Consider the following 24,877-nt stretch of genomic DNA (forward strand, 5'->3'; position numbering starts at 1 on the left):
TTCCTACTTCTGGTTCAGCCGGACTGTGTCGATGGCGTAGTACGGCCCATCAAGCGGTGCGGTGAAAATCAGGCACAAGGCGTGGTCGCCCGTTACCGACGGCAATGTGGCATTCAAAGTCGTGACATTCGGCGTCGTAGCTGGATTAGTCAGCGGAATGCGCGCTTCCTCTGCTCCCGCACAGGTGTCGCGATAGACGACCAGTTCACCAAACGGCGTATTACGTGGATGTGTGAGCACCTTGCTGGCTTCATTGGCCAGACCGTAGTTGCGCGCCAGGCGGGCAATATCAATCGTAACGCTTGTAACGCCATCTCGGCGCACCTCTGGATACATCCAACAGCTATCAAAGATATCGATATTATAGACTGGGGCCTTTGCCGGTGAATCCGGGGTCAAAGGCGTGCGCAAACCCAACGCGCCCTTGCCACAGGCGGTCAGTTCCTGGCTTGTGCGTGTGAGCAGGCTAGCGGCTGTAAAATCGTAGCGGTCTGGCCCGGCCAGTTTCAGGTCGTCCTTTGTAAAGGCCGTCGCAATAACCGTTTGCCCCAAGGTCACATCGATCGGTTTGTTATAGACCTTCGAACTTGCTGTCGGCTCCGATCCGTCCAGGGTGTAGCGAATCACGCCGGAAGCCACCTGATTGCTCAGGGCCAGTTTTGCCTTGCCTGAGGCAAGTGCTACGTTGCGGCCATCGACCGTAGTGAAGTCAACGGCGAAGGCGGCGTCCGAAGCACCTATGTTTTGCTGGCGATAACGCACCATTTGGACAGGCAGACGTGTCAGAAAGCTTTTCCAGTTGCGTGTCGATTTCGGTGACCACAAGGTTTCAGCCAGGGCGTCCGTCCGCGGGAAGGCCGCATGCTGGACATACCAGCCCGACATCAGATATTCGCTCCAAAGATTGGCCTGAGCCCCCATCACGTGCTTACCTTGGTCCGCTGTCAGCACCGCCGGCATGGCGTCAAACTTGTAGACGTCTTCCAACGGCACAACCCAGCCACGGGCGGCGGGTTCATCGTTGCGCCGGCTTTGCTGATTGTCGAAATAGAGCGGATTTGTCGGAGACAGGACCACGTCATGACCGGCCTGCGCCGCTTTTATCGCGCCATCGGTACCACGCCAAGACATGATGGCGGCCGTCTGGGGAATGCCGCCTTCGAGGATTTCATCCCAGCCGATCAGTCGGCGTCCCTTACTATTGAGATAGGCGCCCAACTGGTCAATGAACCATGTCTGCAATTCATGTTCGTCCTTAAGGCCCAACGCCTTGATCTGAGCCTGAATAGCCGGAGATTTTTCCCACTGGTTCTTGACCGCTTCATCGCCGCCGACATGGATATAGGTCGACGGGAAGATCGCCATGATCTCGTCCAACACATTTCGAATGAACGCCAGACTGGTCTCATCGGTATTGAACAGATAGGGGTTAACCCCCCAGTCGGTCGAAACGGTAGGCTGGTCGCCTCCGTTTCTCAAATCGCGGATTCCGATTTCGGGATAAGAGGCGACTGCCGCCTGTGCATGCCCGGGCATATCGATTTCTGGCACAATGGTGATGTGACGGGCGGCGGCGTAGGCGACAAGGTCGCGGATATCGTCCTGGGTATAAAAGCCGCCGTAGGGCTCGGTCGGGACGCCTGGACCTCCGTTGGACGGGGGCGTCCGCCAGGCGCCAATGCGTGTGAGATTTGGGTAACGTTTGATTTCAACGCGCCAGCCCTGATCGTCACTCAAGTGCAGATGCAGGCTGTTTAGCTTATGCTGCGCCATCTGGTCGATCATGGTCTTGACGTCGACCACTGGCAGAAAGTGACGGGCACTGTCGATCATCAGGCCGCGCCAGGCATATTGCGGATAATCCTTGATCGACAGGCCTTCCAGAGTAACCGGTTGACCGAAATGATCATCGGGACTCAGAAGTTGGCCCAATGTCACTGCACCGTAGAATAGACCTGCCTCGGCGCGGGATTGAATAACGACTCCCTTGGCTGTGACCGTAAGGCTGTAGCCTTCGGCCGCTTCGACCGGCGCCGTCGCATCGAGATCGAGCGTAATCGTCGAGGTGCCGCAGGCTCCGCTCGCCAAATCGATACCGCGCAGGGCCTTTACCAGGCCTTTCAGGTAATCCGCCGTGCCTTGCGAGGACGGGTTGGTGACGCAAACCACAGTCTGATTGCCTACTTGAAAATGCCCCCTCGCCATCTTCATTTCAGCCGGCAGAGGTATCAGGCCGGACGGCGCTGCCATTGCATTGGACGCCACACACAGGGCGGCGATCGCGCCAAAAGTTGTAATCAGGCTTTTGGTGGTTCGCGACGTCTTCATAGTTTACTCCCGTTAGTGTGGTTTTGCGTCTTCTCGCCACAGATCCAGGCGGTGCGCAGGAAATTGCGGTCACGACCGCCGTATCAGCGGGTTTCAATCCGCCAAACATAAGCCAGTTGCTCTGAAGCATCGGGCGGCAAGGTTAAGGTCAAACCCGCATCTGACTGTCGAAAGGCGATGGATGCGCTACTGCCCAGAAGCGTGACTCGTTTCACAGGATAGTCGCTGCGCACCGACGTAATGGTCACCTCGCCCGCGGGGCGCGCCATCTCAATGGCATACAAGACACCGTCATTCACAGTAAACCGGAAGTCGTTAGCTGTATAAGGCTTTGCCTTACTTTCGGCAAAGGTACCCGATGCGGTCTCCGTTGGACCCTCGCCGAAGATCACCCAAGGACGCGAACCGTAGATTGCGTCACCATTGACCTTCAGCCACGCTCCCATTTTTAACAGGGTATCCTTAGCGCCATCTGGGATGCGACCATCGGCATGAGGGCCGACATTGAGCAATAGATTGCCGTTTTTTGACACGACGTCGGCAAGCAGATGGATCAGTTGTGCTGGCGATTTATAGGTATCGTTTTCAATATATCCCCACGACTTATCGCTGATCGAGGTACAGGTCTGCCAGACGTCCGGGCGAATACCCGGCGCTTGGCCGCGTTCGATATCCAGCACGCCCGCACCGTCAGCGAATTCGCCGAGTTTATAATTGACGATAGCTGACCCGTCTTTTTTCGCCGCACGGTTATAGTACCAGGCCAGAAATTTCGGCAGGGTGTTACGGAAAGAGGGCTGACCAATCCACCAGTCGAAATAGATTAAGTCCGGATCATAGCGCGCGGCGAGTTCCGCCTGACGCGCGAGCCAGTCATCCAGCCAGGCTTGCGATACGTAGGTGTAGTCGCCGAACAGGTCTTCGTCGCCCTTTCCGGCCATACGGTCTTGCGCAGGCCCATAGAGGCCGGCATTGGCCGGATCGGAGACGTCGGAGGGAAATTTGCGCCCCTCGTCAAAGAACCAGTCATGCTCAGCGCGATGCGACGATAAAGCGAAATGCAGGCCTTGATTGCGAACCGCCTGCGAAATCTCTCCCAGAAGGTCGCGTTTGGGCCCCATCTTCACAGCCGTATAATCGGATAAACGGCTGTCATACATGGAAAAGCCGTCGTGGTGTTCTGCCACAGGCACCACGTAACGCGCGCCCGCCTCGCTGAACAGCTTGGCCCAGGCGCCGGCGTCGAATGCCTCAGCCTTGAACAGCGGAATGAAATCCTTATACCCGAACTGGGTTTGCGGCCCATAGGTTTTAATATGGTGCTCGTAGGCGGCGCTGCCCTTGATATACATATTACGCGAATACCATTCACCGCCGAAGGCGGGGATGGAGTACAGACCCCAATGGATGAAGATGCCGAATTTGGCATCAGCATACCACTTCGGTGTTTGATAGGCCTGAAGTGCCGCCCAATCTGGCCGGAAGGCGCCATCGAAACCACCCGCGTCAACCTCAGCCAGCCAACGCTTTCGTTCGGCGGCGTATTTTTGCGTGGCCTTCAGCCATTGCCGGTCGCGCTCGACCGGCGTCGTGTTGTCGTTTGACGCCGCCTGCGTGACCGTGGGCAAACCAGCAGCCACAACGACTCCCAGGGCCCCACGCAACAGACTACGGCGTGACGTCGGATAAGGGTCGAAGGGGCTCATAGAACAGTCTCCAGCTAGGCAAGGCAGAGCTCACGCGTTTTACCCAATCGTCTTACAGGTACTTATATGACATGCAACGGATAGGGCGCGTGTCGATCGATATACGCAATACAAAAATAGGCGTTGTGTCCGGCCGCTATATAGGCGCCGGACACAACGCAAGGTGCTCTCAGGCGGGAAAGCCACATCGCCCTCATCATTTCGATGCACACAAACACAGTATCGAAACAGTGGCGCGACCGAACATTCGAAAGGTCAGGGAGACGACGGATCGTGGGTCGGGCCACCGGCAGGACAGGAGAACCTGAGAACAAACCAGGCGCCCTCGCCCCGCTAAGCGGAACGAGGGCGACTATCTTAGTGCATCTTATAGGTCACGCCGAACGTAATGCGGGTGCCGTACTTAGCCCATCCCAGAGGCAGGCCGCCATTGGTATAGGGATGCTGCAGATCATCTATGATGTTCTGGGCCGACATGTTCAACGACAACTGATCGTTAATATTGTACGACGCCGATGCATCAAGTTGGCCCCAGCCATCGACATAGGTCGGAGGCGTCAAATCGCTGCCGATGGAGGTGTTATACTTGCTGCGGTAGGTGTACGAAACACGCGCCTGGATGGGCCCCTTTTCGTAATAGGGCGAGATGGTATAGCTCCACCGCGAGAGATACGGCATAGGCAGCTTGCCGCTCCCGGTATTGTAGGCGTCGGTATAGGCGCCATATTGCTGATCCAAGAAGGTCGCATTGGCCTGGATACCGAAGCCCCACCAAAGGTCGCCCTGATAGCCGACCGAGATGCCCGGAATCTTCGCATTGCTGCCGTTGAAAGGCGCGTAGATGAGCATGCGCTCAGTCCGGTTACAGACGCGTCCGACCGTGCCTAAGCAGTAGTTTAGCGCGCTGGCCGGCAGGGTCACGTCGACGAAGGTGTACTTCTTAACGATATAGGACTCAACATCCTTGTAGGTCAGGTCGACGTTGAACAGGCTATTCGGCGCAAAATACCATTCATAGGATGCCGAATAGTTGGTCGCACGGTAAGGCTTGAGGTCCGGATTACCACCTGTTCCGCCGAACACTTGCGTTCCACCACTGGTGCCGACCGTGCTGTAGCGGTCAAGGCTATATTCAACCTGACCAGACATGTCAGCAAACGTCGGCCGCGACATCACCTTGCCCGCCGAGAAGCGGATCATCATGTTGTCCGACAGATCATAAGCCGCGTTGAACGACGGCAGGATATCATCGTAGCTCTTGTCCAGCTTGATCATTTCCTCGTCCCAGGGATAATAATCCATGGTCGAACGATAGGTCTGCTCGTTCTCTGTCTTGGCGTAACGCACACCGACATCGCCATGCCATTTACCCGAGCGGAAGTTCGCCTGGACATAGGCTGCATTGGTGGTTTCTCTGGTATCCCAGAAGTTTCCAGCGTCGCGATAGTCGCCCGATGCATTGCCCGGATTTTTATTCGCTACCGAATAGTCGATGACGGCCTGCTGTGTCATGGCGACGTAGGTCAGCAAATCGCCACTGGCGCCCAGACCCGCGACCAGGCCTGGATCACTTTGGTAGGTTTCGAAGTCAGCCATGGTCCCGGTAACATCGAACACCGTATTGTAGAAGTGCGGACGATTGACGTTTGAGTGCTTTTGATAGCGATAACCAAACAGGATTTCGTTGACGGGGCCCCACTCGACCTCACGTTTGAAATCAAACTTGCCATAATCGATCGTATCGGTAGTGACCGCGGTCTTCACGAAACCCGCTTGATCGCCCTTCTTGCGCGTGGCGAATAACGTTGGATCGGTAGCCGGCTTGCTCAAATTCAAGCTCGCACCATCCGGACTCATGGACCAAGTGCCGGAATCCGTGCCGTAGAAGCTCAGGTAATATTCCGGATTAGAACCACCCGTTGCCTTGGTGGTTCCGATATTGCCTTCGATTGTCCACAGGCCGGGCGTCCAACGACCTTGCAGATTATAGCTGGAAGTGTCGAGGTGGGACCGCTTGTAGTATTCATCCATGCGAACGGCAAAATTTCCGCTACCGCCCGTAACCCCAGATTCGTTCGTCGTCACCGACGTCATCTTGGTTTGGTAGAGATTATTACCGTTGGCCGCTTTGATAACATCGCCTACGTTATGACCGCCACCTGCGGTCTGATATCGCGTGTAGTACGGATTGGTTTCATTCCAGTTGACGCTGAGGTCAGTTTCAAAGGTTTGGGAATAGCTGGAAAAATCGCTTTGGATACCCGTGCCAGTGAGGTTGAATTCAAGATCATCACTCGGCTTGAACTGCAACGCCATCTGATAGGTCTTGCGCTCACGCGTTTCGAGGCCAGACGACAAGGCCATATAGGTTGGCACCAACATGTTCTTATTCAGTGCCGGCCCGTTCGTAACGGTCGGCAGAGCGGCGGCATTGGTGAAATTGCCATTGTTATCGCAAGCTTTGTCTCCACCCGTTGGCCCGCCCCAGTTCGCGGCATTACACACATTTTGATAGCCGGCGACTATCGAACCACTGCCCAAAACTGACTTATTATAGTCGTAGCTAACCAAGAAACCAAAGCGGCCGCTATCGTCTTTGGTGCTATAGAAGACGGAGTAACGCGGATCTTTTTCCTTGTTACGCTCATTGATATTGTAGCTATAGGTTACCGTGAAGGTATTGATCGGGAGCGACAGAGGCCTACGCGAGTTGACGATAACGCTGCCACCCACGCCACCTTCTTCCAGACGCGCTTCGGTCGTTTTGTAGACTTCAACATTGCCGATCAGTTCAGGCGCCAGGTTGGCAAAGTTAAAGCTCCGGCCATTGTCATGGTCGTTGGCACCCGCATCTGCGGTGGCAAGTGGATTGCCGTTCAACGACACATTAATAAGGCGCGAGTCGATGCCATTGATGGCGATCTTTTCGCCTTCACCGCCGCCGGAGCGGTCAACCGTAATGCCTGGCAAGCGCGACAACGATTCGGCCACATTCACGTCGGGAAATTTGCTGACGTCTTCCGCTGTAATCACGTCGATATGCGCCGACGCCCTGCGCTTAACACTCAGCGATTTTTGCAAACTTTTGCGCACACCGACGACAATGACCTCTTGGGCCGTGTCCGCGCTCGGTGCGGTCGCAGGCGCCGCGTCTTGCGCCAAAGCCACCCCCGACATCATCACGCCGGTCAGAGCTGTTGTGAGCAACGCATATGTTTTTCTTTTCATTCCCTATGTCCTTTAACTTTCCGTTCCCGGAAATGTTTCAGTTCGTCTGTACTTAATTGTCGCGAACCCGGTAATACCTGTTCAGTACCAAAACGTCCCTGGTCAGCTACCCACTGGTGAAACAATTCTTACATATAAAATAAGAAATGCGTCAAACCCTAGTTTGGACATGATGCTGAATTTTCAGGGTTGAAAATACCAAAGTCCAGCGTTGTCATTATCTTTCAGCCGCGCAACGGCGCGGCCAACACTGTGACAAATCAAAGATTTGAAAAAAAAGCGGCCGTTCATACGTGATTTTGATGGTTTCCGCTCGAGACGATCCAAATTTAAAATTAAACTACGATCTGTTGCTTTTGGATCACTATTGCGACGCCCCAGAGGATAAATCATAACGGACGCGCTCACTCCCGTGCCGGATCGTCCAGGCCATCAACGCCCACTTGCACCATAAAGGTCATGACACATTATTACCTTTTAATAATCTGACGGGCCGTATGTTCTGTATCCTATCCATGCCTGAGTTGTTCAAAGTTCAGTCGATCACCACTGGGAGCCTGAGTTGGCCCGTTTTGACACATCGTTAGAAATCGCACACGCTGCAGTTCGCGCCGGCGACATGGCACGTGCCTTGGCGGCCGCCGAGACAGCAACCCGCGCAAATCCGACCTCGTCAGAAGCATGGTGGCTTTTGGGCACAGCGGCCTGCGCGCTTGATGACATGCCGCTGGCTGAGCGTGCCTTCGCTCAAGCCGCCCAAAACGCGCCCGTCGGGTCTCGGGTTGCGGCGCAAATGCTGGCCCTGCGAGGCAAGCCGCTGATTAGCGACGGCCGTATGTGGGAAGCTGTTGAAAGCGCACGGATGGCGATTAAGGCTGGACTGAGCGACGTATCCAGCCTTGTGCGCGTCAGCTACACCCTTACACATGCCGGCTGCCCACAAGAGGCATTACCGAATATAGTCAAAGCCACCGAGATTGCCCCCGACCATGCAGAGGCGTGGTATAGCTTGGGAAGTGTTCGGCGGGCGCTTGGGGACATCGCCGGTGCCGAATATGCCTTTAATACAGCCATCCGGCTCTCCCCCACCCCACCTGTGCCTGCCTATTTCAATCTCGCCTATCTGCGACGCTGGAAGGCCGACGATAATCACATAGCCATACTCGAAGGCCTGACTTGCCAAAGCAGCCTGGAAGCTTGCCGTGTCGCCTACACGCTCTTCAAGGAGTTCGACGATATTGGCGATACCGATGCCGCCTGGGACTGCCTACAGGTCGGCGCCGATCTTGCCGCAAAGATAGAGCCGTGGACCGAAAGCGAAGAGGCCGAAACGGTCGCTGCCTGGAAAACCTATTTTCCTCTGAGCCGTCTCGCCGGCATCGATGACCGACGGCCGCGTAGCGGTCCCAGACGCATCTTCATTCTGGGTCTGCCGCGTTCGGGCACCACCCTTATCGAGCGCGTGCTGGCAGCCCATAGCCAGGTACAGGCCATCGGGGAACTCAAAACGTTTGGAATTGCGACCCATAAACTGGCCGGTATCAAAGGTGTAAGGCGCCTGGCGCCTGACGTCATTGCTGCCGCCGCTCAACTCGATCCGCTCGACATTGCCGAATTTTATACCCGCGAGTCGGCTTTCCTGAATGACGGGAGCGCGTACGTGATCGACAAGCTGCCTTCCAATCATGAGTATGCGGGCCTGATACGGCTAGCCTTTCCCGATGCCATCATCATTGCGCTTGATCGCAATCCGATGGACGCTTTGTTCGGCGCCTATAAGGTTCTTTTCACCGGAGCCTACGGCTGGTCCTATTCCCAGAAAGATCTGGCAGCGCACTACCACCAGTTTCGCGATCTGATGCGCTATTGGAAACAAGGCCTCGGGGACGGCATCATTGACGTGTCTCTCGAAGCCGTTATCCGCGATCCAGACACAGAAATATGCCGCTTGCTTGACGCCTGTGGCCTGCCCTTTGAAGAGGCGTGTCTGCGCCCGCATGAGGCGAAAGGCGCCGTGTCGACAGCCAGCGCCGTTCAGGTGCGCAGCCCTATCAATTCGCAGGGAGTAAATGCGTGGAAACGGTATGAAACCTATTTACAACCACTGCGAACCCACCTGCAACAACTGGGCTATCTGGAAGGAGACGTGACGCCATGATCGTTTGTGACGCGTTCGTTTTCCCGCACCTGCACAAATCCGGGGGCACTTTCGTAGGACGGATGATGATGACGTGTATTGCCTCGGCGAAGCGCGTCGGCTACCACCTGCCCTATGCTGAGGTTCCGGCCAGCTACCGGGCCCTCCCTGTCATTGGAACGGTGCGTAATCCTTGGTCCTACTATGTCTCATGGTACCATTTTCAACAGGGCCAGGCCAAGCCGAACCCCTTGTTTATTATATGTAGCGAGGACAGGTCGCAGGGATTCGAAGGGACGATTACCAACCTGCTTACCCTGGAAAATGACAATGCGCGCGTGGTTCGACTAGCTGAGGCATTTCCTGATCATTTTGTGAATTATGGCCTCAACGTCACAAGGTCGTGCATCCGACGCATTTCCGGATCGGGCCTTGGTTTTTACAGTTTCCTCTACAACAGACTATACGCAGGCGCGCCGACACCCCGAATCCTTAGGATGGAAGAGTTACGCCAAAACCTGCATCACGCGTTGCCTGGGCTGCCTCGCGAAGAGCTTATGAAATGCCAGCACTTTTTGCAGTCCTCCCCAAACCTGAATGTCAGTGAGCATGCCCCCTATCACGAATATTACACCCCGGACTTAGCGGCGCTTGTCGCGAAGATGGATCGCAATTTGATAGAGGCGTACGGCTACAGATTTGACAATCCTGACCAGTCACGGCGCCAATTGTAATGATCTATCTAGACATTGGTATGCATAGGCATATAGCGTCTAGCCAACGCCCGTTCTCTAATTCTACGGTCCATCGTCCATGAACCTTCCCTGCGACGCCCTGAAACTTGGCAGCTTCGATATCACGGAGTTGAAAGCCATAGTGGAACGTTTCGACGAGGCCGCATGGAATGCAGATGCCAGCCGTCAGACGGCATTTAACGCGCACATAAGCACCCAGACGATCAAACTCATTGCGGACACTGATTTCCGGCACACCAATCCGACTTACCACGCGACCTTTACGATGCTTGAAGCGCACCTAAAGCCCTTTATGGACCATATTCGCCGCGCTTACCTCCAGACTATGCGTCAACGTCGCACTGCGCAACAACATGGTGCCGGCTACTTTATTCGCGCCCTGCTGACGCGGCTGCCACCGGGTGCCGAGATTAAACCGCATATAGATGACGGTGAATCTCTGAAGCGTTGTCACAGAATTCATATCCCACTCATTTCAAACCCAGATAGCCTGTTCTGGGTGGGCAGCCTGAAATTTCACATGCCGGAAGGCGAAATGTGGGAAATCAATAATCGTCGGACGCACGCCGTCCGCAATGACGGGACCACTGCGCGCGTTCACCTCATACTCGACTACGTGCAGCCGGGCGAAACCGTATTTGATCTGGATGGTCCCTTGGTCGCGTAAGGCGCAGGGGTGTTGAAATTTACGCAATTGAAAGCAAAATCATGACGCAACACTTTTCTATACGGCAAATCTATTTAAAGGATTTGTCATTCCAAGCCCCCTCAGGCGCGGCCATTTTCACGCGCGAATGGGCGCCGGAAGTCAAGGTCGACATGAATGTGACGCATGAAGACATTCCCGGAGGGCTCACTGAGGTTGTTCTTTCCATCTCAACGGTTGCCATGAGCTCAGGGAACGGCGCATACGCGATAGAGGTATTGCAGGCCGGCATCTTTCAGTTGTCAGGCTTCTCGGCGGCAGAGCGTGAGCGCGTGCTGATGACCAAATGCCCGACCATTTTGCTCCCGTATGCGCGAGAAACGATAGATTCCCTGCTGATGAAGGGCAGATTTCCGGCATTGATACTCGACCCGATCGATTTCGAAGCAAACTACCGCCCTTAACAACCACGCAACTCGGCGGCGGTGGCGATCGCTAGTCCATCCAGGCAAATGGTCGCTATTGACCGCCGACGCGCGCATCTAAGATGGCAATTATCCGCTATTCCGGCCATTACTGCTTCCACCGGCGTTCTGACGTACAAAGACGTTCTGCTTAAAGGCAAAAGGTTTGCCTGTCTTGGTCCGGAACAGCAGGTTGATACGGCGCTCGCCCTTTCCGGGCGCTATAGGCACGCTCAGCGCGCCTTCGGCGCTATCCGTCTTGCGGCCGACCAGCGTGTCGCCGTCGAAAACATCGACCTCACCAGTGATACTGGGAAAGTCGATACTACCGCCTTCGACCTGAACCTTGGCATGGGGAATATAGTGGTGCGATATCAGGGTATAGCCGTCTCTGGGCTGCGGATCGTGCAGCCATCGCGGACCAAAATCGTCCCAGTGCGTCATGTCGACCCTCATGTTGGCTTTTGCGGCCTCATAGCTGTCGGCCTCTGGCGCAATACCAATAGTCGAGAACCTGGATTGACGGCAGCCCGGCCTGACGTGCGGGCGGCGCCTTGGCTAGGACCTTGAGGGTCAGTACGGCGGATTCCAATCCGGGAGCGGTCGCGGTCAGGGTCACTTGCTTTGCCTGGGCGCCGACCTGAACGATGACCTGGGCCAGGCCGTTGAACAGCGAGCGCGTCGTACCTTTTTCCGGCTCAAGACTGTTCGGATCGCCGTTGCCCAAGCCGATAATGTCGCCACCACTGATCTGGAAATTGAGCCTGTCTTGCGCCAACGGCACGATCCGCCTGTGAGCATCTATCGCCTCGATACGCATCGGCACCACATCCAGTCCGTCACCGAACACCGTATCGCGATCAGACACGATACGCAGGCCTACCGCCGGCCCAGTTGTCTCCACCTGGGTACGGTCAACCACCTGGCCGGCGCGATAGCCAACGGCCTCAAGCCGGCCGGGGCTGTAGACAACGCGCCATTCGTTCATCTCATAGGGATCGGCCTTTTGCCGACCCAAGGATTGACCATTAAGGCGTAGCTCAACCGCGTCGAGATTGGTGCACACCATGACCTTTATCGTCTGCCCTACCCTGTCGGGCCAGTTCCAGTGCGGCTCAATACGCAGGACGGGCCTGACGGTCGCCGGCACCCACTGCGCCTGATGAATCGAGGCTGCTGCCTTGTCGAAGCCGCACAGATCCATGATGCCGTACATCGACGAATTGGTCGGCCATCCCCACTGCATGATCGGTTGGCATAGCGATTCCATTATCGCCGAAGCCTTGAGCAAACATCTTGCCGGCGTCGACGCCCAAAAGGCATGGGGCGTCTATAAAAAGCTGGCCTTTGAGACCCAGAGCTTGTCGCTGAACGACTATCGCACCCTGGGCTATGTTTCGGCGGACAAGTCCGATCAATCGGTCAGCCGGATATTGGAATATAGCCATGACGACTGGTCGATGGCGCGGATCGCCGAACTGGCCGGAGACAGCGATAGTGCTGCGCGGCTGCGTGCACGATCAAAAAACTACAAAAATGTCATAGACACGAAGAGCCAATTCGCGCGGCCGCGCCTGGCTGACGGCTCATGGGCCGAACCGTTCCTACCGAACGCCATGGGGCATAATTCGCTGAAATGGTGGGACTTCACCGAAAGCAATTCATGGCAGGCCACCTTCCTCAACCAGCACGACATTTATAACTTTATCGCCCTGTTCGGCGGAGACGCCGGCTTTGAGGCCAAGCTCGACGCCCTTTTCGCGGCGCCGTCCGATCTGCCGCCCGATGCACCGCCCGATATGAGCGGCCTGATCGGTCAATATGTCCATGGCAATGAACCGTCGCACCATATCGCTTACCTCTATGCTTACTGCGGCGCTCACCACAAAACCCAGGCGCGCGTGCGCATGTTGTTGAAGACTCAGTATCGCCCAATGCCAGACGGACTGTCCGGTAATGAAGACTGCGGTCAGATGAGTGCCTGGTATATCATGTCGGCCCTGGGCTTTTATCCCGTCGATCCGGTCAGCCTCGTCTATGTGTTCGGGTCGCCCCTATTCCCCAAGGTGGAAATTCCCCTGGCGGACGGCAAGATGCTGCGTATTCTGGCGCCCAAGGTCAACGACAGCAATATCTATATCCAGAGCATCACTTGGAACGGCCGCCGCTACAGCAAGAGCTGGATATCCCATCACGACCTGATGAAGGGTGGCGACCTTGTCTTCAACATGGGGCCTGCGCCCAATCTCGCCTTCGGCGCCGATCCGGCGGATCGCCCCCCCTCCTTTGTCACCTTGTAGGCAGTGGTCGGCGCTTATCGCACAAAAGCGGTTCTGTTTATTTGGGCGGCCAAGCTATTGGCCTGTCTGAAAAGCGTCAATATCATATGTCGACCGATGACGATCACGATCCACCCAAACTGACGCGACAGTTGAGGCCCAACACCAGCGCATTGTGCAAAGCCGGATCCCCTGAGGGGTGCACGACGTATTGCAGATCCGGCTGAAGCACCACGCCGGGCGTGACCTCATAGGCATAGGTAATCTCAACGCTGGTTTCGCGAGCCGTCATTGCATAGGTAGCGCGATAAGCCCGGCTAAACCCCACACTGGCTATGGCCACGCCGATCGTATCCTGGTCGCGTCCGTGCAAGGGGCCGTCGTATGTCAAGCCGCCGCCAAGATAATCGCCGACCGAAAAAAGCTTGTCGTCTGCCACCCCGGCTCGAAGCCAGCCGCGCAACCCCACATCGTCCTTTTCGCCTTTAGGCAGAAGTGTCACCAGGATCTGACCATAGGTCCCGGCCGGTCGTCGGGCCTGGCCGGATCCGTCGATCATGTCCGCGGCGACCGTATTTGCCCAGTGACCGATTTTCACGTAGCCGCCCTTGAAATCGGATTCGACTTCGAATTGATATTGCAGACCCTCACTGCGTCGTAATTTCACAGCCACGAAAGATCCCGGATGCTCCGGATCGCCGCCGATCGCGTCGAATACGCCAAGCCGCACTCGAAGGGTATCGCTAACGTTCCATTCCTCGATAAGGCCAAAGGCCGGCAGCGGCTTGGCCGAGGCACCGGATTGCGCAAAGTCGTAACCAAAGCCATGCGACGCGTTAAGGAACAGCGCGCCGGCATCCTGAACATCAAAAACGTTGTTAAGGTTGATAAGGCCTACAGTACTGGTTAATTGGTCCGCCAGCGCCGATTTGCGCAGCCATAACTCCCCCAGATGAATTCCAGTCGGCAGATCAATATTGGACACCATCTGGATGTCGCCGGAATAGTTGCCGGAGAAACCCTTCCCCTGAACGATCTGAAGGTCGCCGTACGCGCTCCAGCCGTTCTCACCTGTCCAGGTCGACGTCAATTCCAGGTCTGACAAGAGGCCCGCACCCGTTTTGACTCCACCACCAACATTGTCCAGAAGATGTCCTGTCCAGACGGCGTTGAAGGCTAACGCAGGCGGAGCCGGCTCCGCTGCGTGACTTAAGACCGGTATGGTTAGACAACAGACGACGGTCGCGACAGTAAAGGCTCGACCAAAACGTGAAACTACGCGCACACATACTCTCCCTATATTTCGGAAGAGTCTAACTTAAAATAACTTTGTTATCGTGAATCAGCAGGGTTAACGCCATCTTACCATCGTTTGGCGGCATCGCACTTGCATTGTTGCGTTACGAAGGTGCAAACTGTTTCAAATCGATCAGCACCGGCACGGAGCTTAACTATGAAAATTGTATGGGCTATGCCTGCCGCGCTATTGATTTTGGCCGCCCAAACGGGCAGTGTCGGGGCCGCCGCAATGGATCAAAGCCGCGCGTTGGCGCAGTGCCTGACCGAGGCGCAATGGCCGGCGCGGGCTTCCGCCGCCTACCAGGACGGCAGCGCGACGCGCAAGCAACAGATATTGAACGCCTATAATGCCGACGTCTCCAAGGGCCGGACCCTGTGCCGGCGTCTGAACACAGATGCACCAGGCGCCGTTACCGATGCGCATGCCTTTCTGGATACACAGGTCAAGCGCTATGGCCACGCGGCAGATAGCCACGTCGAACGGATGACGCGCCTGTTCGATGCGCTTTCAACCTCTCATCAATGATGACTTACCCCATTAACGTGAAGTTAACCCCAGCATAACACTGTTCTTACACCCTTAGTTGAGTGTGAGTGACAGTATTTCCATGGCGAGAATTGACGTTGCGAGCAAGACATTTAGGGGCCTGGCGGGCTACGGACTGATTCTCGCGGCGGCGATCGCCCTTGCCGGAGGTGTGGCGCTCAAAAGCGCGGCCGACCAGACAGCCGCCCTTAAGCACTACCGCCAAACCGGCCACGATCGGCTGGCAGTCGATGCAGCACGGGTGTCGCAGTCGTTCAACGAAATTTACCAGGGACTGCGCACAATTGGACAATTACCCGGTGTGCGCGCCATCGATCGCCACGGCAAGAATCTCGATGCCAATGCAAACGCGGCGATCGACCAACTCTATTTCAGCATGACGGCCAACGTCAATGTGTCCGAGATCTATATCGTCCCGGTCACGTTACAACCAGAACAAATCGACAAGGAGACGGGCAGCCTCGAGATTCCTATTCTGATGTTCGACGGCAATATTGCCGGTGCGGGCGAGGCAGAGGACGAAGAGAAGATCACCACGATCGACCAGGCGGAACACGCCAAGGAAGTCGAAATCTACGAGTATCGCCTCCTTCGTGATCAGATGACATTCTTGCGCCGCAACTATCCGACACAGAGCAAAAATCTGTCGTCCCTGCCCATGATTAGCGGTCCCACCGTCCTTACCTGTGACAATTCGGTATTCGACCACACCCATAATGACATTGACCGAACCGGAATCATCCTGTCCGTGCCGTTTTACGGGCCCGATGGCCAGCTAAAGGGCACAGTATCGGCGATTCTTCGCAGCAAGGTTGTCGAGGCACTTCTGCCCGACAAAAACTATGCACTCGTCAATCCAAAATATAATGTCGGCTTGCTGACGGCGGGGCAGGCAATCGCATCATCCCGATACGCCCTTAAAAACCGCGCCGATCCATCGCTACTTTTCTCCGGTTCGCAAACGCTGGCGATTCCGGACCCTATAGGGCCGTGGTCGCTTTGGACCGCGCTTCCCAATTCGACGTACTATATGAGCAGCGATTACCGGGCGATTTTGGCGTTCCAATGGATGGGCTATGCCGCCGTCGCCCTCCTGACCGTGGCGGCCCTGTTTGTGTACGGGCTGATCCGACGGAACATGCGGCTTATGTCAGAAAGCCAGTCGAGACTGGAAGCTGGCCTCGCGGCCGAACGCGCCAATGTCGAGAAGCTGCATGCGGCTCAAGACCGGGCACGCGAGGCCGATGAGGCCCGCCGCCGCCAAGATATTACGTACGTCGCCAAGAACTTCGAAACCTCCGTGGGCGGGATTATCGCGCTTGTCGCCAGCGCAGCGACAGAAATGCAGACAGCGGCCGCCGAGTTGAGCGATACGGCCGGCAAGACCTCGATGCAGTCTTCGGCCGTGTCTGAGGCCGCCGTAACCGCTGGCAACAACGTAGCCTCAGTTGCGGCTGCCGCCGAGGAGTTGGGTGCGGCGGTAAAAGAAATCAGTCGCCAAATTGAGACCTCTGGGGCGATAGCACGAGAAGCTGTGGTCGATGCGAAAGCGGCCAGCCAGATTGTCATCGACCTGAATGAGGTCGCGTCATCGATTGGTGGCGTCGTCGATCTCATCGCCGGCCTCGCCAGCCAAACCAATCTCCTTGCCTTGAACGCGACAATTGAATCGGCGCGCGCCGGCGAAGCGGGCCGCGGCTTTGCCGTAGTTGCCTCCGAGGTCAAGGCCCTGGCGGCGCAGACATCGAACGCGACGACAGATATCTCAAGCAAGATCGGGCATATTCAGGCCGCGACGGCGCGCGCCGCTGCCGTTATGGAGAAAATTACGTCGACGATTCACAATATCGACCGATCTTCCATGGCGATCGCATCGGCGGTCGGTCAGCAGGCCGCCGCGACCAATGAAATTGCCAAGGCCGTCCATATGGCGTCCAACGGGACACAGGAAGTCACCGCCAATATATCCGGCGTTGCCGTCGAAGCGGAACACACCGGCGCCGCCGCCACGCGGGTGTTACACGCTGCCAACGAATTGGCGGCGGACGCGGACCGTCTGCACAACGAAATGGACACGTTCCTCGCCAACGTTCGGATGGGATAGGTCCGGAATCCTCAGATCGCCGGACATATTTGCGGGTAACATTCAAATCTACTCATTTGAGCAGCGCGGCCGATCAATAGTCAGTCTAAATTCCTTGCTCTTAGCCTCGTTTATGGTAGCGTTATCACGGCTGACACATAATCCTGGGCTGCACGATTTAGGGACTCATTTACCCCTAAAATCGCCCGTGCTCGGTGAGCATTACCGTCGGCCGTTTATAACCAAATAAAATAACAGGAAACGCCATGATCTTGAACCCCAGGGGGGCAACGCACCCACTCCTCAAAACCGTGAGTACGGCAACGGCCGCGCTGGTCATCGCTCTGACATGCACCTTCGCCTCGTCGGCGATCGCAGCAGATAACAAGATGACACCCATCGCCACTCCAGCGCAACCGGACGCGATTGTGCTAGATACCGGCCCGCTACCGGGCGCGACCGCTAAGGAAGCATGGCACAGCCAGTATGGCAGCGTCTTCGCTCGCAACGTCACGGTTGCCACCCTGACCCCTTTCCTGCCTGATCCGGCAAAAGCGACCGGCGCCGCCGTCATCGTCGCGCCCGGCGGCGGCTTCATGACACTTTCAATGGAAAATGAAGGTTGGGATGTCGCCCGCGCGCTGGCGGCCAAGGGGGTTGCGGCTTTTGTATTGAAATACCGCCTCAATCCAACCCCGGAAGATATGGCTGGGTTTGAGCGATCAATGACAGAAATGTTTTCGGGCACGGCGCGGCCACGACCGGCGCAGCAAGACCCTTCGGTCGCTCTGGCGCCTCAGATTGCCGATGCCCGCGCCGCGTTCGCCCTCGTTCGCGCCCGTTCCAAGGCCTGGCACGTGGATGCGGATCGTATCGGAATGGTCGGCTTTTCCGCCGGGGCTATGCTCACCCTGTCGACGGCGCTTTATGGTCAGGACGCAAAGCCTGCGTTTATAGGTGACATCTATGGCCCCCTAACCGCCGTAAATGTGCCGGCCGATGCACCGCCCCTATTCATTGCGCTGGCCAGTGACGATCCTTTCTTCGCCAATAGCGGGTTCGGCCTTATCGACAGTTGGCGCGGCGCAAAACGTCCGGTGGAGTTTCACCTCTATGAACAGGGTGGACACGGGTTCGGCATGTATCAGAAAGAAACCACCAGCACCGGCTGGTTCGATGCCTTCACGCGCTGGATGGGCATGCATGGCTTCCTGAAACCTAAAGCCTAAGACGGATCAATACCTTTGGCGGGTCGTGATAAGCACGACCCGCCAAAGGTCCCTCAATAAGAAACCAGGCTTCGGGTTAAGGCTCCAGTGATACGACCGTCACAGACGCCGGCGGCAGGGTGAGCACAATAGCGCCATTCTTCAGTTTGCCGCTAATCGCCTTGGGCGTGACCGCGTCAGGGTGTTCAAACGTATTTATGCTGTCAACCTTAGGCGCGCTCAATGTCTGGCCGGTCGCCGACTTTGCCTTGAAACCCAGTGCGGCGGCATCGACCACAAGCGGTGCATTCGGGTCCAGGTTCGTCAGGGACAGCCATATCTTGCCGTCGATGCCTTTTGCCGCAATAGCGTCAAGGCGCGGCAAGGTGGTGTCGCCATGAACATAACTGTTTGCATCATAGGTCACAGGGATAAAGGTTGCCCCCTGGAAGGGCACATACATCTTGAAGACATGATAGGTCGGCGTCAGCACCATTTTCGGCCCATCAGTCAGGATCATGGCCTGTAGCACATTGATCATCTGGGCGATGTTGGCCATGCGCACCCGATCGGCACGCCGGGAAAAGATGTTGATGTTGAGCGCGGCAATAATGGCATCGCGCTGGGAATTTTCCTGCATCAGGAAAGCCGGGTTGCTGCCCGGCGTCGGCGCAAGCCATGCCCCCCATTCATCAACGACCAGTGCAATCTTCTTATCCGGATCGTACTTATCCATGACGGCCGATTGCTTGTCGATCAACGGCCCCATCTTGAGCGTTTCTTTCAACACATGCGCATAGGCCGATTCATCAAAGCCGGTTGCCGGCATATGCGGAGGCCAGCCGTCATAGACTGTGTAGGAATGCAGTGACAGGCCTTGGATATCGAACGACCAGCCGCGGCGTTCCTTCCAGGTCTTCATGACCGCTTCGGTCCAGGCCGTATCTTCGGTTCCGGGGCCTACGGCGATTTTTAAGGTCGGCTCCTTAGAGTTATAGCTACCGACAAAACGGGCGTAGCGGCGCAGTTCAGCCGTATATTCATCCGGCGTCATAAGACCGCCGCAGTCCCAGCTTTCATTGCCGATGCCCATCATGGCCACACGATAGGGCGCCGGATGGCCGTTAGCCGCGCGTTCCTGCGCCAAGGTTGTTGGCTGGTCCGCCGTCATATACTCCATCCAGTCCTGCGCCTCAGCGACGGTGCCTGCGCCCACATCAAGCGAAACATAGGCTTCCGAGCCGATCTGGGCGATGAAGTCCATATATTCGTCCGTGCCGAAGGCGTTGGAATCGACCACATTACCCCAGGCCGTATTGACCCGTGTCGTTCGCTTTGCCCCGACGCCATCGCGCCAATGATAGCTATCTGCGTAGCAACCGCCCGGCCAGCGTACGTTCGGCACCTTAATCGCCTTAAGCGCCGCCACCACGTCGTTGCGGATACCGCGCGTATTGGGAATATTCGAGTCCTTTCCGACCCAGATGCCACCATAAACCCCGTGACCGAGTTGTTCGGCAAACTGGCCGAAAATATGACGATCTATTGTGGCGCCCGGCTTTGCGACGTCCACCGTGAGCTCTATCGTCTTATCCGCAGGGGCCGCCCCAACCGGAACGGCGAAAGCAGTTGCCAGCACGCAGAGGCTGGCGCTCATCAAAAGGCGCATGAATTAAATCCCTGTCTGGTTGATCTCAGTCAATTAAACTATATGCCGTTCCATCCGGCCTGCATCTTAGATGGCTAATGGATCAGTGCGGCGTCGCCCCACGTCACCGCTGTCGGCTGCACGGTGTCGGCACCACCCCCGCGGGCAACCAGCTCCAAGATCTTGATCCCTTGAATATCAGCGGCCAGGTGCTCAGGCGTCTGCCCGAAACGCATAGGCTTGGACGTCTTCAGAAGTTTCCCATCGCCATAGATATAGAAGGTGACCGGCTGAGAGGGGTTTAGGGTCGAATCGTCAACCCCGACGCTGGTTTCGAACCGCCGTTCATCGGTGATACGGACTTCAAGACGCGACCCCGCCAGAATGCCTATACCATTTTCGAATACATGCCCGGCGATCTGCAGAGTCCGGCCATAGGGCGTGGTGTCGGCCTGAGCGCCACCCCATCCGGCATACATAGGCAGATCGCCCCGCCCCTGGGTGCCGCCCCACGGGTTGACCATACGGTGAATGAACGGATCGGCCTGTGGCACAATAACGCCATCAACAGCCGGGTTTACACGTCCCGGCAGTTCAGACAGATACGCACCGCCGGCAAGGGCATGCTTGCCCTGTGCATCGAAAATAAGCGTCTGGTGCGGCTCAACCCGCAGCTTTACCTCGCCCTTGAAATCAGGAAGCGTGGCCTTGGTCCACAAATCCTTGAGCCGGATGTCGCCATCAGCCGCATATTTCAGGTGTGCGGCGGTCAGATTGAAGTCGCGAGCCACATCGCCTCGATTGAATATCGCCACGGCCTTATGCGCCGGATCCGTCCCCAGCGTCTTGACGAAAATCTGCACATCATCGGTATCATAGGCCAGAACGGCCTGGTTGCCGGCAGGATCCTGGTCGATGGCGATGATGTCGGTATTGCCAAAAATATCCATTAATTCCGGCGGCGCCTTGCGTAGATCGTAACCGATTATCAAAGGTGCGTTGATCATGGCCCAGAGCGCAAAATGGGATTTCGCTTCGGTCAGATGATGTTCGTCGAAATCGCCATGGCCGACGAACAACATGTCCGGATCGTTCCAACTTCCCGGATGCGCATACAAGGCTCGGGTTGCGGCGCTGTCGAAATTGGTCAGCATGCGTGCCCAGGTCGGCGTCAGATCGTCGCTGGTCCGTGACAGATTGCCGACATTCTTGCCCCATGCCCGCACATCGGCCGATCCCCATGCACAGATGGAAAAGACAAAGTCACCATCCGGATTGTCCCGTTTCAGCGTATCGGCGATCTCGGCATACAGCTTTTTGACCTCTGCAACGTCGGTACGATTTACGGATTGAAAGTCGATTAGTGGCCCCAGGGCGCGATAGTGACCGCTCTTCACCTTTTCCGACTCTGGCGTAAACGCCCGAACGCCACACCCATCCACCTTGATGAAGTCGAAACCCCAGTCATCGAAGTAGAGCTTAATGTCCTTTGACATATGACCGTAAAGACCGACCTCGCGCTCGGCGACCGACCCTTCTGGCAGATTTGGCGTACCCGGCCCGCCATAGGCCTGAGAGCAAGAATTCCGACCAAGGTCGGAGTAGATTCCGGCTTTCAGGCCCATGGAATGGATCCGATCGGTGAAGGGTTTAAAACTGGTTTCGTTCGCGCCACCAACCTGGGCGGATGGGAATATCTGACTGCGGACCTGCATCCGGCCGTCCGTCTGTCGACGCTTTAGCCACCAACCGTCGTCAATATTGATATAACGATAGCCTTTAGCAGCCAAACCGCTTTCAACAATAGTGTTGGCCGAGTCGAGGACGCGCGCTTCGTTGACATCCGTGCCGAAGGCGTTCCAGGAACTCCAACCCATTGGCGGGGTTGCCGCGCGGCCGGCCGTGTAAGCGCTCCAGCGACCGGTTGGCGCCAAGGGGTCGGATTTGGTTCCTTTTGCCTCGGCAGACAGGGCCGACAGCGAAAAGACAAGAGCGAGTACGCAGCAAGAATGCAGCAAGGGCAAAGATTTCATAGGCACCACATTTCAAATTTTCGGAAACTTTAAAGCGAGTCGCGTCGGTCTCAGCCGACCACCAGGGCCGGCGGCACTACTGGAGTACTGCGGCGCCTACGGGCATGACACCCCCGCCCCAAGACCATTAGCAGCACGAAAATATATAAAACGGGCGATGAAAAATTCGCAAAACCCTTTGCTCGTATGAGAGCGTCTACGACTAGTCATATATCCTGCCCGTTTTTATATTTGTCCGACTATTGTTAACGCTACCATGGATATATGGAGCCCACAAGACTCATTTCGGACCTTGGAGGCCACCTCATCGTCCTCCCACCGGGTAAGCCGGCCCACTTATGAGCACTCTCGACATTTCGTCCGAAATGACAACTGCCGTTGGCTGTCACAAAACTGGAACATTTCGAGCCGATAGAGGACGCCATTCGTTTCCGAGATCGGCTCCGTGGATCATGCGTATTTTATTGGTGGAAGACGACCTGTTGCTAGGCCAGGCTCTGGAGACCGGCATCCAACAATTCGGATACACGGTTGACTGGGTGACCGGAGGCGAAAGCGCGCTTGAAGCCCTCAATCTCGTGCCGTTCTCAGCCGTGGCGCTCGACATAAACCTGCCCGATCTCTCCGGCTTTCGCGTCCTTAAACAATTGCGGCGCACCTCAAAGGTGCCCGTTGTCATAATGACGGCGCGCGACGCGCTGGACGACCGGATCGAAGGGCTGGACCTCGGCGCCGACGACTATATCGTCAAGCCCTTCGACCTTAAGGAACTCCTCGCCCGCATGCGTGCCGTCGTGCGGCGTAGCCACGGCCGGGCCGAGGCCCGCCTGACCCATCGCGATATCGAACTCGACAGCAATGGCCGCACGGTAAAGAAAGCGGGAGAGTGGGTCAGACTCACAGGGCGCGAATATCAGATTTTGGCCCTGCTCATGGAGCGCACGGGGCGTATCCTGAGCCGATCCGATATCGAAACCCGGATTTACACCTGGGACAATGACACTGAAAGCAATACGGTAGAGGCCGCAATCTATACTCTGCGTAAGAAACTGGGGCGCGACCTCGTCACCAATGTGCGTGGCGTCGGCTACGTTATTCAACCGTGATGGTCCGGTCGATCGGCAAAGCGCCCAGGCTATCGATGCAAATCATGAAAGGGGTCGGCGTCCTCGTGACGCTTGTCCTGCTGGCGGTCGGCACCCTGGCGTGGCTAACCGCCGATGACGAAATCGTTGAGATATACGATTCCCAGCTCGTCAATTCGGCGACGGTCCTGTGGTCCCTAACCCGCGACGGTGCGCCTCATTCCGCCGTCGCATTGGAAGAGAGCGACCTGCCCCTCAATAAGGCCGATCGAAAAGCACTGAAGATTTATGCCAAATGGCGCAGCTTCAGAGTCTGGCGGGATGACCAGTTGGTGCGCCGCTCCGGCTATTTGCCCAACCCCGCTGCCCCTCCCCTGCCAGCAGGATTTGTCGACCGGTACATCAACGGCATATACTGGCGCACCTATACCCTCTACGTCCCAGACGATAAGGTCGTCGTCGAAGTCTCGGAAATGGCCAGGGCGCGCAATCTTCTTATCGAAAGGGTCGTGCGCGACCTGCTCATTCCATTGCTCATTGCCTTGCCATTGCTGATGCTAGCCATCTGGCTTGGCATAAAATGGGGATTGCGCGATCTGCAAGACTTTGCCCGGGCTGTCCGGTCGCGCTCATCCCGGGATCTGTCGCCAATTCACTTCGTCAAGACGCCGGCCGAAATCCTGCCTTTGGCGATATCGCTCAACAACCTACTCACCGATCTCGGTCGTTCGCTGGAACAGGAGCGGCGCTTTACCGATAGTGCGGCCCACGAAATGCGCACCCCCCTGGCCACGCTTAGCGCGCAAGCCAATGTCATCCTGAACGCCCGCAATGCCAGTGAGCGGACGACAGCGGCCATACAGTTGTCGAAAGGCGTTAAGCGTGCCTCTCGCCTGCTCGACCAACTGCTCATCCTGGCCCGCATCCGCCATGCCCCGACGGCCAACATCCCGTTCAACCTCTATGACCATGCCCGCGACGCGATCCGGGACATTTTTCCGCTTGCCGCAGAAAAGGGCATAGACCTATCCCTGAGCGGCGATGAGGCGGCGATGTTAACGTCGAAATCGGCATTGCTGGCCATCCTGCTCAACAACCTGCTCGATAACGCCATCAAATATTCACCTGAAGGCAGCGCCGTCACACTTACTGTCTCCAAGGGCGTCATAACCCTTTGCGACCAGGGACCGGGTATTCCGGAAGCGGAGCGGGAGCTTGTCTTTACGCGCTTCTACCGCGTCCAAGGCGTTACCCAGACCGGTAGTGGCCTCGGCCTGTCGATCGTCAAAAACATTGCCGAGCTGCTGACGGCCGACATCTCGCTTGCCGCACCAGCCCAAGGCGGCGGGCTGTGTGTCACGGTCGCCTTCCAACCCTAAGCGCATACGCTTCATTTTCCATTCAGTTTCGATTGCTAACGGAGGTGTTCGT

18 protein-coding genes are annotated in these 24,877 nt (G+C 56.6%); 10 read left to right on the top strand and 8 right to left on the bottom strand.

Translation table 11 applies throughout. The annotated features are described in order from the left end of the window. Nucleotides 1-3 precede the first annotated feature (3 nt). The 3 genes from AEAC466_RS38915 to AEAC466_RS38925 all read right to left on the bottom strand — a co-directional run bounded on the left by AEAC466_RS38915 (nucleotide 4) and on the right by AEAC466_RS38925 (nucleotide 7,262). Nucleotides 4-2,328, bottom strand: coding sequence for a beta-N-acetylhexosaminidase (locus AEAC466_RS38915; protein ID WP_023459342.1), 2,325 nt, complete (start codon nucleotides 2,326-2,328; stop codon nucleotides 4-6). A gap of 83 nt (nucleotides 2,329-2,411) precedes the next feature. Then, entirely contained in the window at nucleotides 2,412-4,034 is a 1,623-nt protein-coding gene (locus AEAC466_RS38920; protein ID WP_023459343.1) for an alpha-L-fucosidase, read from the bottom strand. Between the two features lie 357 nt (nucleotides 4,035-4,391). Continuing rightward, nucleotides 4,392-7,262: a TonB-dependent receptor gene (locus AEAC466_RS38925; RefSeq protein WP_023459344.1), complete on the bottom strand. Its 2,871-nt coding sequence runs from the start codon at nucleotides 7,260-7,262 to the stop codon at nucleotides 4,392-4,394. 562 nt (nucleotides 7,263-7,824) lie between these two features. Here AEAC466_RS38925 and AEAC466_RS38930 point away from each other — a divergent pair. The 4 genes from AEAC466_RS38930 (at nucleotide 7,825) to secB (ending at nucleotide 11,264) form a co-directional block, all read left to right on the top strand. Next, nucleotides 7,825-9,420 (top strand): tetratricopeptide repeat-containing sulfotransferase family protein, encoded by a 1,596-nt coding sequence (locus AEAC466_RS38930; RefSeq protein WP_155913772.1) that lies wholly within the window; start codon nucleotides 7,825-7,827, stop codon nucleotides 9,418-9,420. Beyond that, the gene (locus AEAC466_RS38935; RefSeq protein WP_023459346.1) at nucleotides 9,417-10,133 is read left to right on the top strand and encodes a hypothetical protein; all 717 of its coding nucleotides are present in this window, start codon (nucleotides 9,417-9,419) and stop codon (nucleotides 10,131-10,133) included. Before AEAC466_RS38930 ends, AEAC466_RS38935 begins: the two co-directional genes overlap by 4 nt. 79 nt (nucleotides 10,134-10,212) lie before the next feature. Next, nucleotides 10,213-10,821 (top strand): aspartyl/asparaginyl beta-hydroxylase domain-containing protein, encoded by a 609-nt coding sequence (locus AEAC466_RS43890; protein WP_023459347.1) that lies wholly within the window; start codon nucleotides 10,213-10,215, stop codon nucleotides 10,819-10,821. A 41-nt stretch (nucleotides 10,822-10,862) separates the two neighbouring features. Further along, nucleotides 10,863-11,264 carry a protein-export chaperone SecB gene (secB, locus tag AEAC466_RS38940; protein WP_023459348.1) on the top strand — a complete coding sequence of 134 codons (402 nt, stop codon included), beginning with the start codon at nucleotides 10,863-10,865 and terminating at the stop codon, nucleotides 11,262-11,264. 90 nt (nucleotides 11,265-11,354) lie between these two features. Here the strand turns inward: secB and AEAC466_RS43895 are convergent, their stop codons facing one another. Further along, on the bottom strand, nucleotides 11,355-11,708 hold the full coding sequence (locus tag AEAC466_RS43895) for a hypothetical protein (protein ID WP_155913774.1): 354 nt from the start codon (nucleotides 11,706-11,708) through the stop codon (nucleotides 11,355-11,357). 28 nt (nucleotides 11,709-11,736) lie between these two features. Next, nucleotides 11,737-12,534, bottom strand: coding sequence for a DUF4982 domain-containing protein (locus tag AEAC466_RS38945; RefSeq protein WP_081714695.1), 798 nt, complete (start codon nucleotides 12,532-12,534; stop codon nucleotides 11,737-11,739). On the opposite strand from AEAC466_RS38945, the gene AEAC466_RS38950 reads away from it, so the two are divergent. Then, complete coding sequence (locus AEAC466_RS38950) at nucleotides 12,509-13,564, top strand: glycoside hydrolase family 92 protein (protein ID WP_235074328.1); 1,056 nt, start codon at nucleotides 12,509-12,511, stop codon at nucleotides 13,562-13,564. The genes AEAC466_RS38945 and AEAC466_RS38950 overlap by 26 nt on opposite strands. Before the next feature lie 103 nt (nucleotides 13,565-13,667). Here AEAC466_RS38950 and AEAC466_RS38955 read toward each other — a convergent pair whose 3' ends face one another. Then, nucleotides 13,668-14,648: a carbohydrate porin gene (locus tag AEAC466_RS38955; RefSeq protein ID WP_023459352.1), complete on the bottom strand. Its 981-nt coding sequence runs from the start codon at nucleotides 14,646-14,648 to the stop codon at nucleotides 13,668-13,670. A gap of 348 nt (nucleotides 14,649-14,996) precedes the next feature. On the opposite strand from AEAC466_RS38955, the gene AEAC466_RS38960 reads away from it, so the two are divergent. The 3 genes from AEAC466_RS38960 (at nucleotide 14,997) to AEAC466_RS38970 (ending at nucleotide 18,701) form a co-directional block, all read left to right on the top strand. Continuing rightward, a complete protein-coding gene (locus AEAC466_RS38960) occupies nucleotides 14,997-15,368 on the top strand; it encodes a hypothetical protein (protein ID WP_155913775.1) in 372 nt (123 codons plus the stop codon). A gap of 82 nt (nucleotides 15,369-15,450) precedes the next feature. Further along, the gene (locus AEAC466_RS43900; RefSeq protein WP_023459354.1) at nucleotides 15,451-17,493 is read left to right on the top strand and encodes a methyl-accepting chemotaxis protein; all 2,043 of its coding nucleotides are present in this window, start codon (nucleotides 15,451-15,453) and stop codon (nucleotides 17,491-17,493) included. Nucleotides 17,494-17,738: 245 nt separating this feature from the next. Beyond that, a complete protein-coding gene (locus AEAC466_RS38970) occupies nucleotides 17,739-18,701 on the top strand; it encodes an alpha/beta hydrolase (RefSeq protein WP_031239245.1) in 963 nt (320 codons plus the stop codon). A 76-nt stretch (nucleotides 18,702-18,777) separates the two neighbouring features. Here the strand turns inward: AEAC466_RS38970 and AEAC466_RS38975 are convergent, their stop codons facing one another. Further along, complete coding sequence (locus tag AEAC466_RS38975; protein ID WP_023459357.1) at nucleotides 18,778-20,349, bottom strand: alpha-N-arabinofuranosidase; 1,572 nt, start codon at nucleotides 20,347-20,349, stop codon at nucleotides 18,778-18,780. A gap of 74 nt (nucleotides 20,350-20,423) precedes the next feature. Next, nucleotides 20,424-22,361 (bottom strand): NPCBM/NEW2 domain-containing protein, encoded by a 1,938-nt coding sequence (locus AEAC466_RS38980; protein ID WP_023459358.1) that lies wholly within the window; start codon nucleotides 22,359-22,361, stop codon nucleotides 20,424-20,426. Nucleotides 22,362-22,813: 452 nt separating this feature from the next. Here AEAC466_RS38980 and AEAC466_RS38985 point away from each other — a divergent pair, with 452 nt between their 5' ends. Together AEAC466_RS38985 and AEAC466_RS38990 are read left to right on the top strand one after the other, a co-directional pair. Further along, nucleotides 22,814-23,467, top strand: coding sequence for a response regulator transcription factor (locus AEAC466_RS38985; protein ID WP_023459359.1), 654 nt, complete (start codon nucleotides 22,814-22,816; stop codon nucleotides 23,465-23,467). Between the two features lie 35 nt (nucleotides 23,468-23,502). Then, the gene (locus AEAC466_RS38990) at nucleotides 23,503-24,825 is read left to right on the top strand and encodes an ATP-binding protein (protein WP_023459360.1); all 1,323 of its coding nucleotides are present in this window, start codon (nucleotides 23,503-23,505) and stop codon (nucleotides 24,823-24,825) included. Nucleotides 24,826-24,877: the final 52 nt, after the last annotated feature.

It is taken from the genome of Asticcacaulis sp. AC466, assembly GCF_000495815.1.
In the GTDB taxonomy this organism is placed as follows: domain Bacteria; phylum Pseudomonadota; class Alphaproteobacteria; order Caulobacterales; family Caulobacteraceae; genus Asticcacaulis.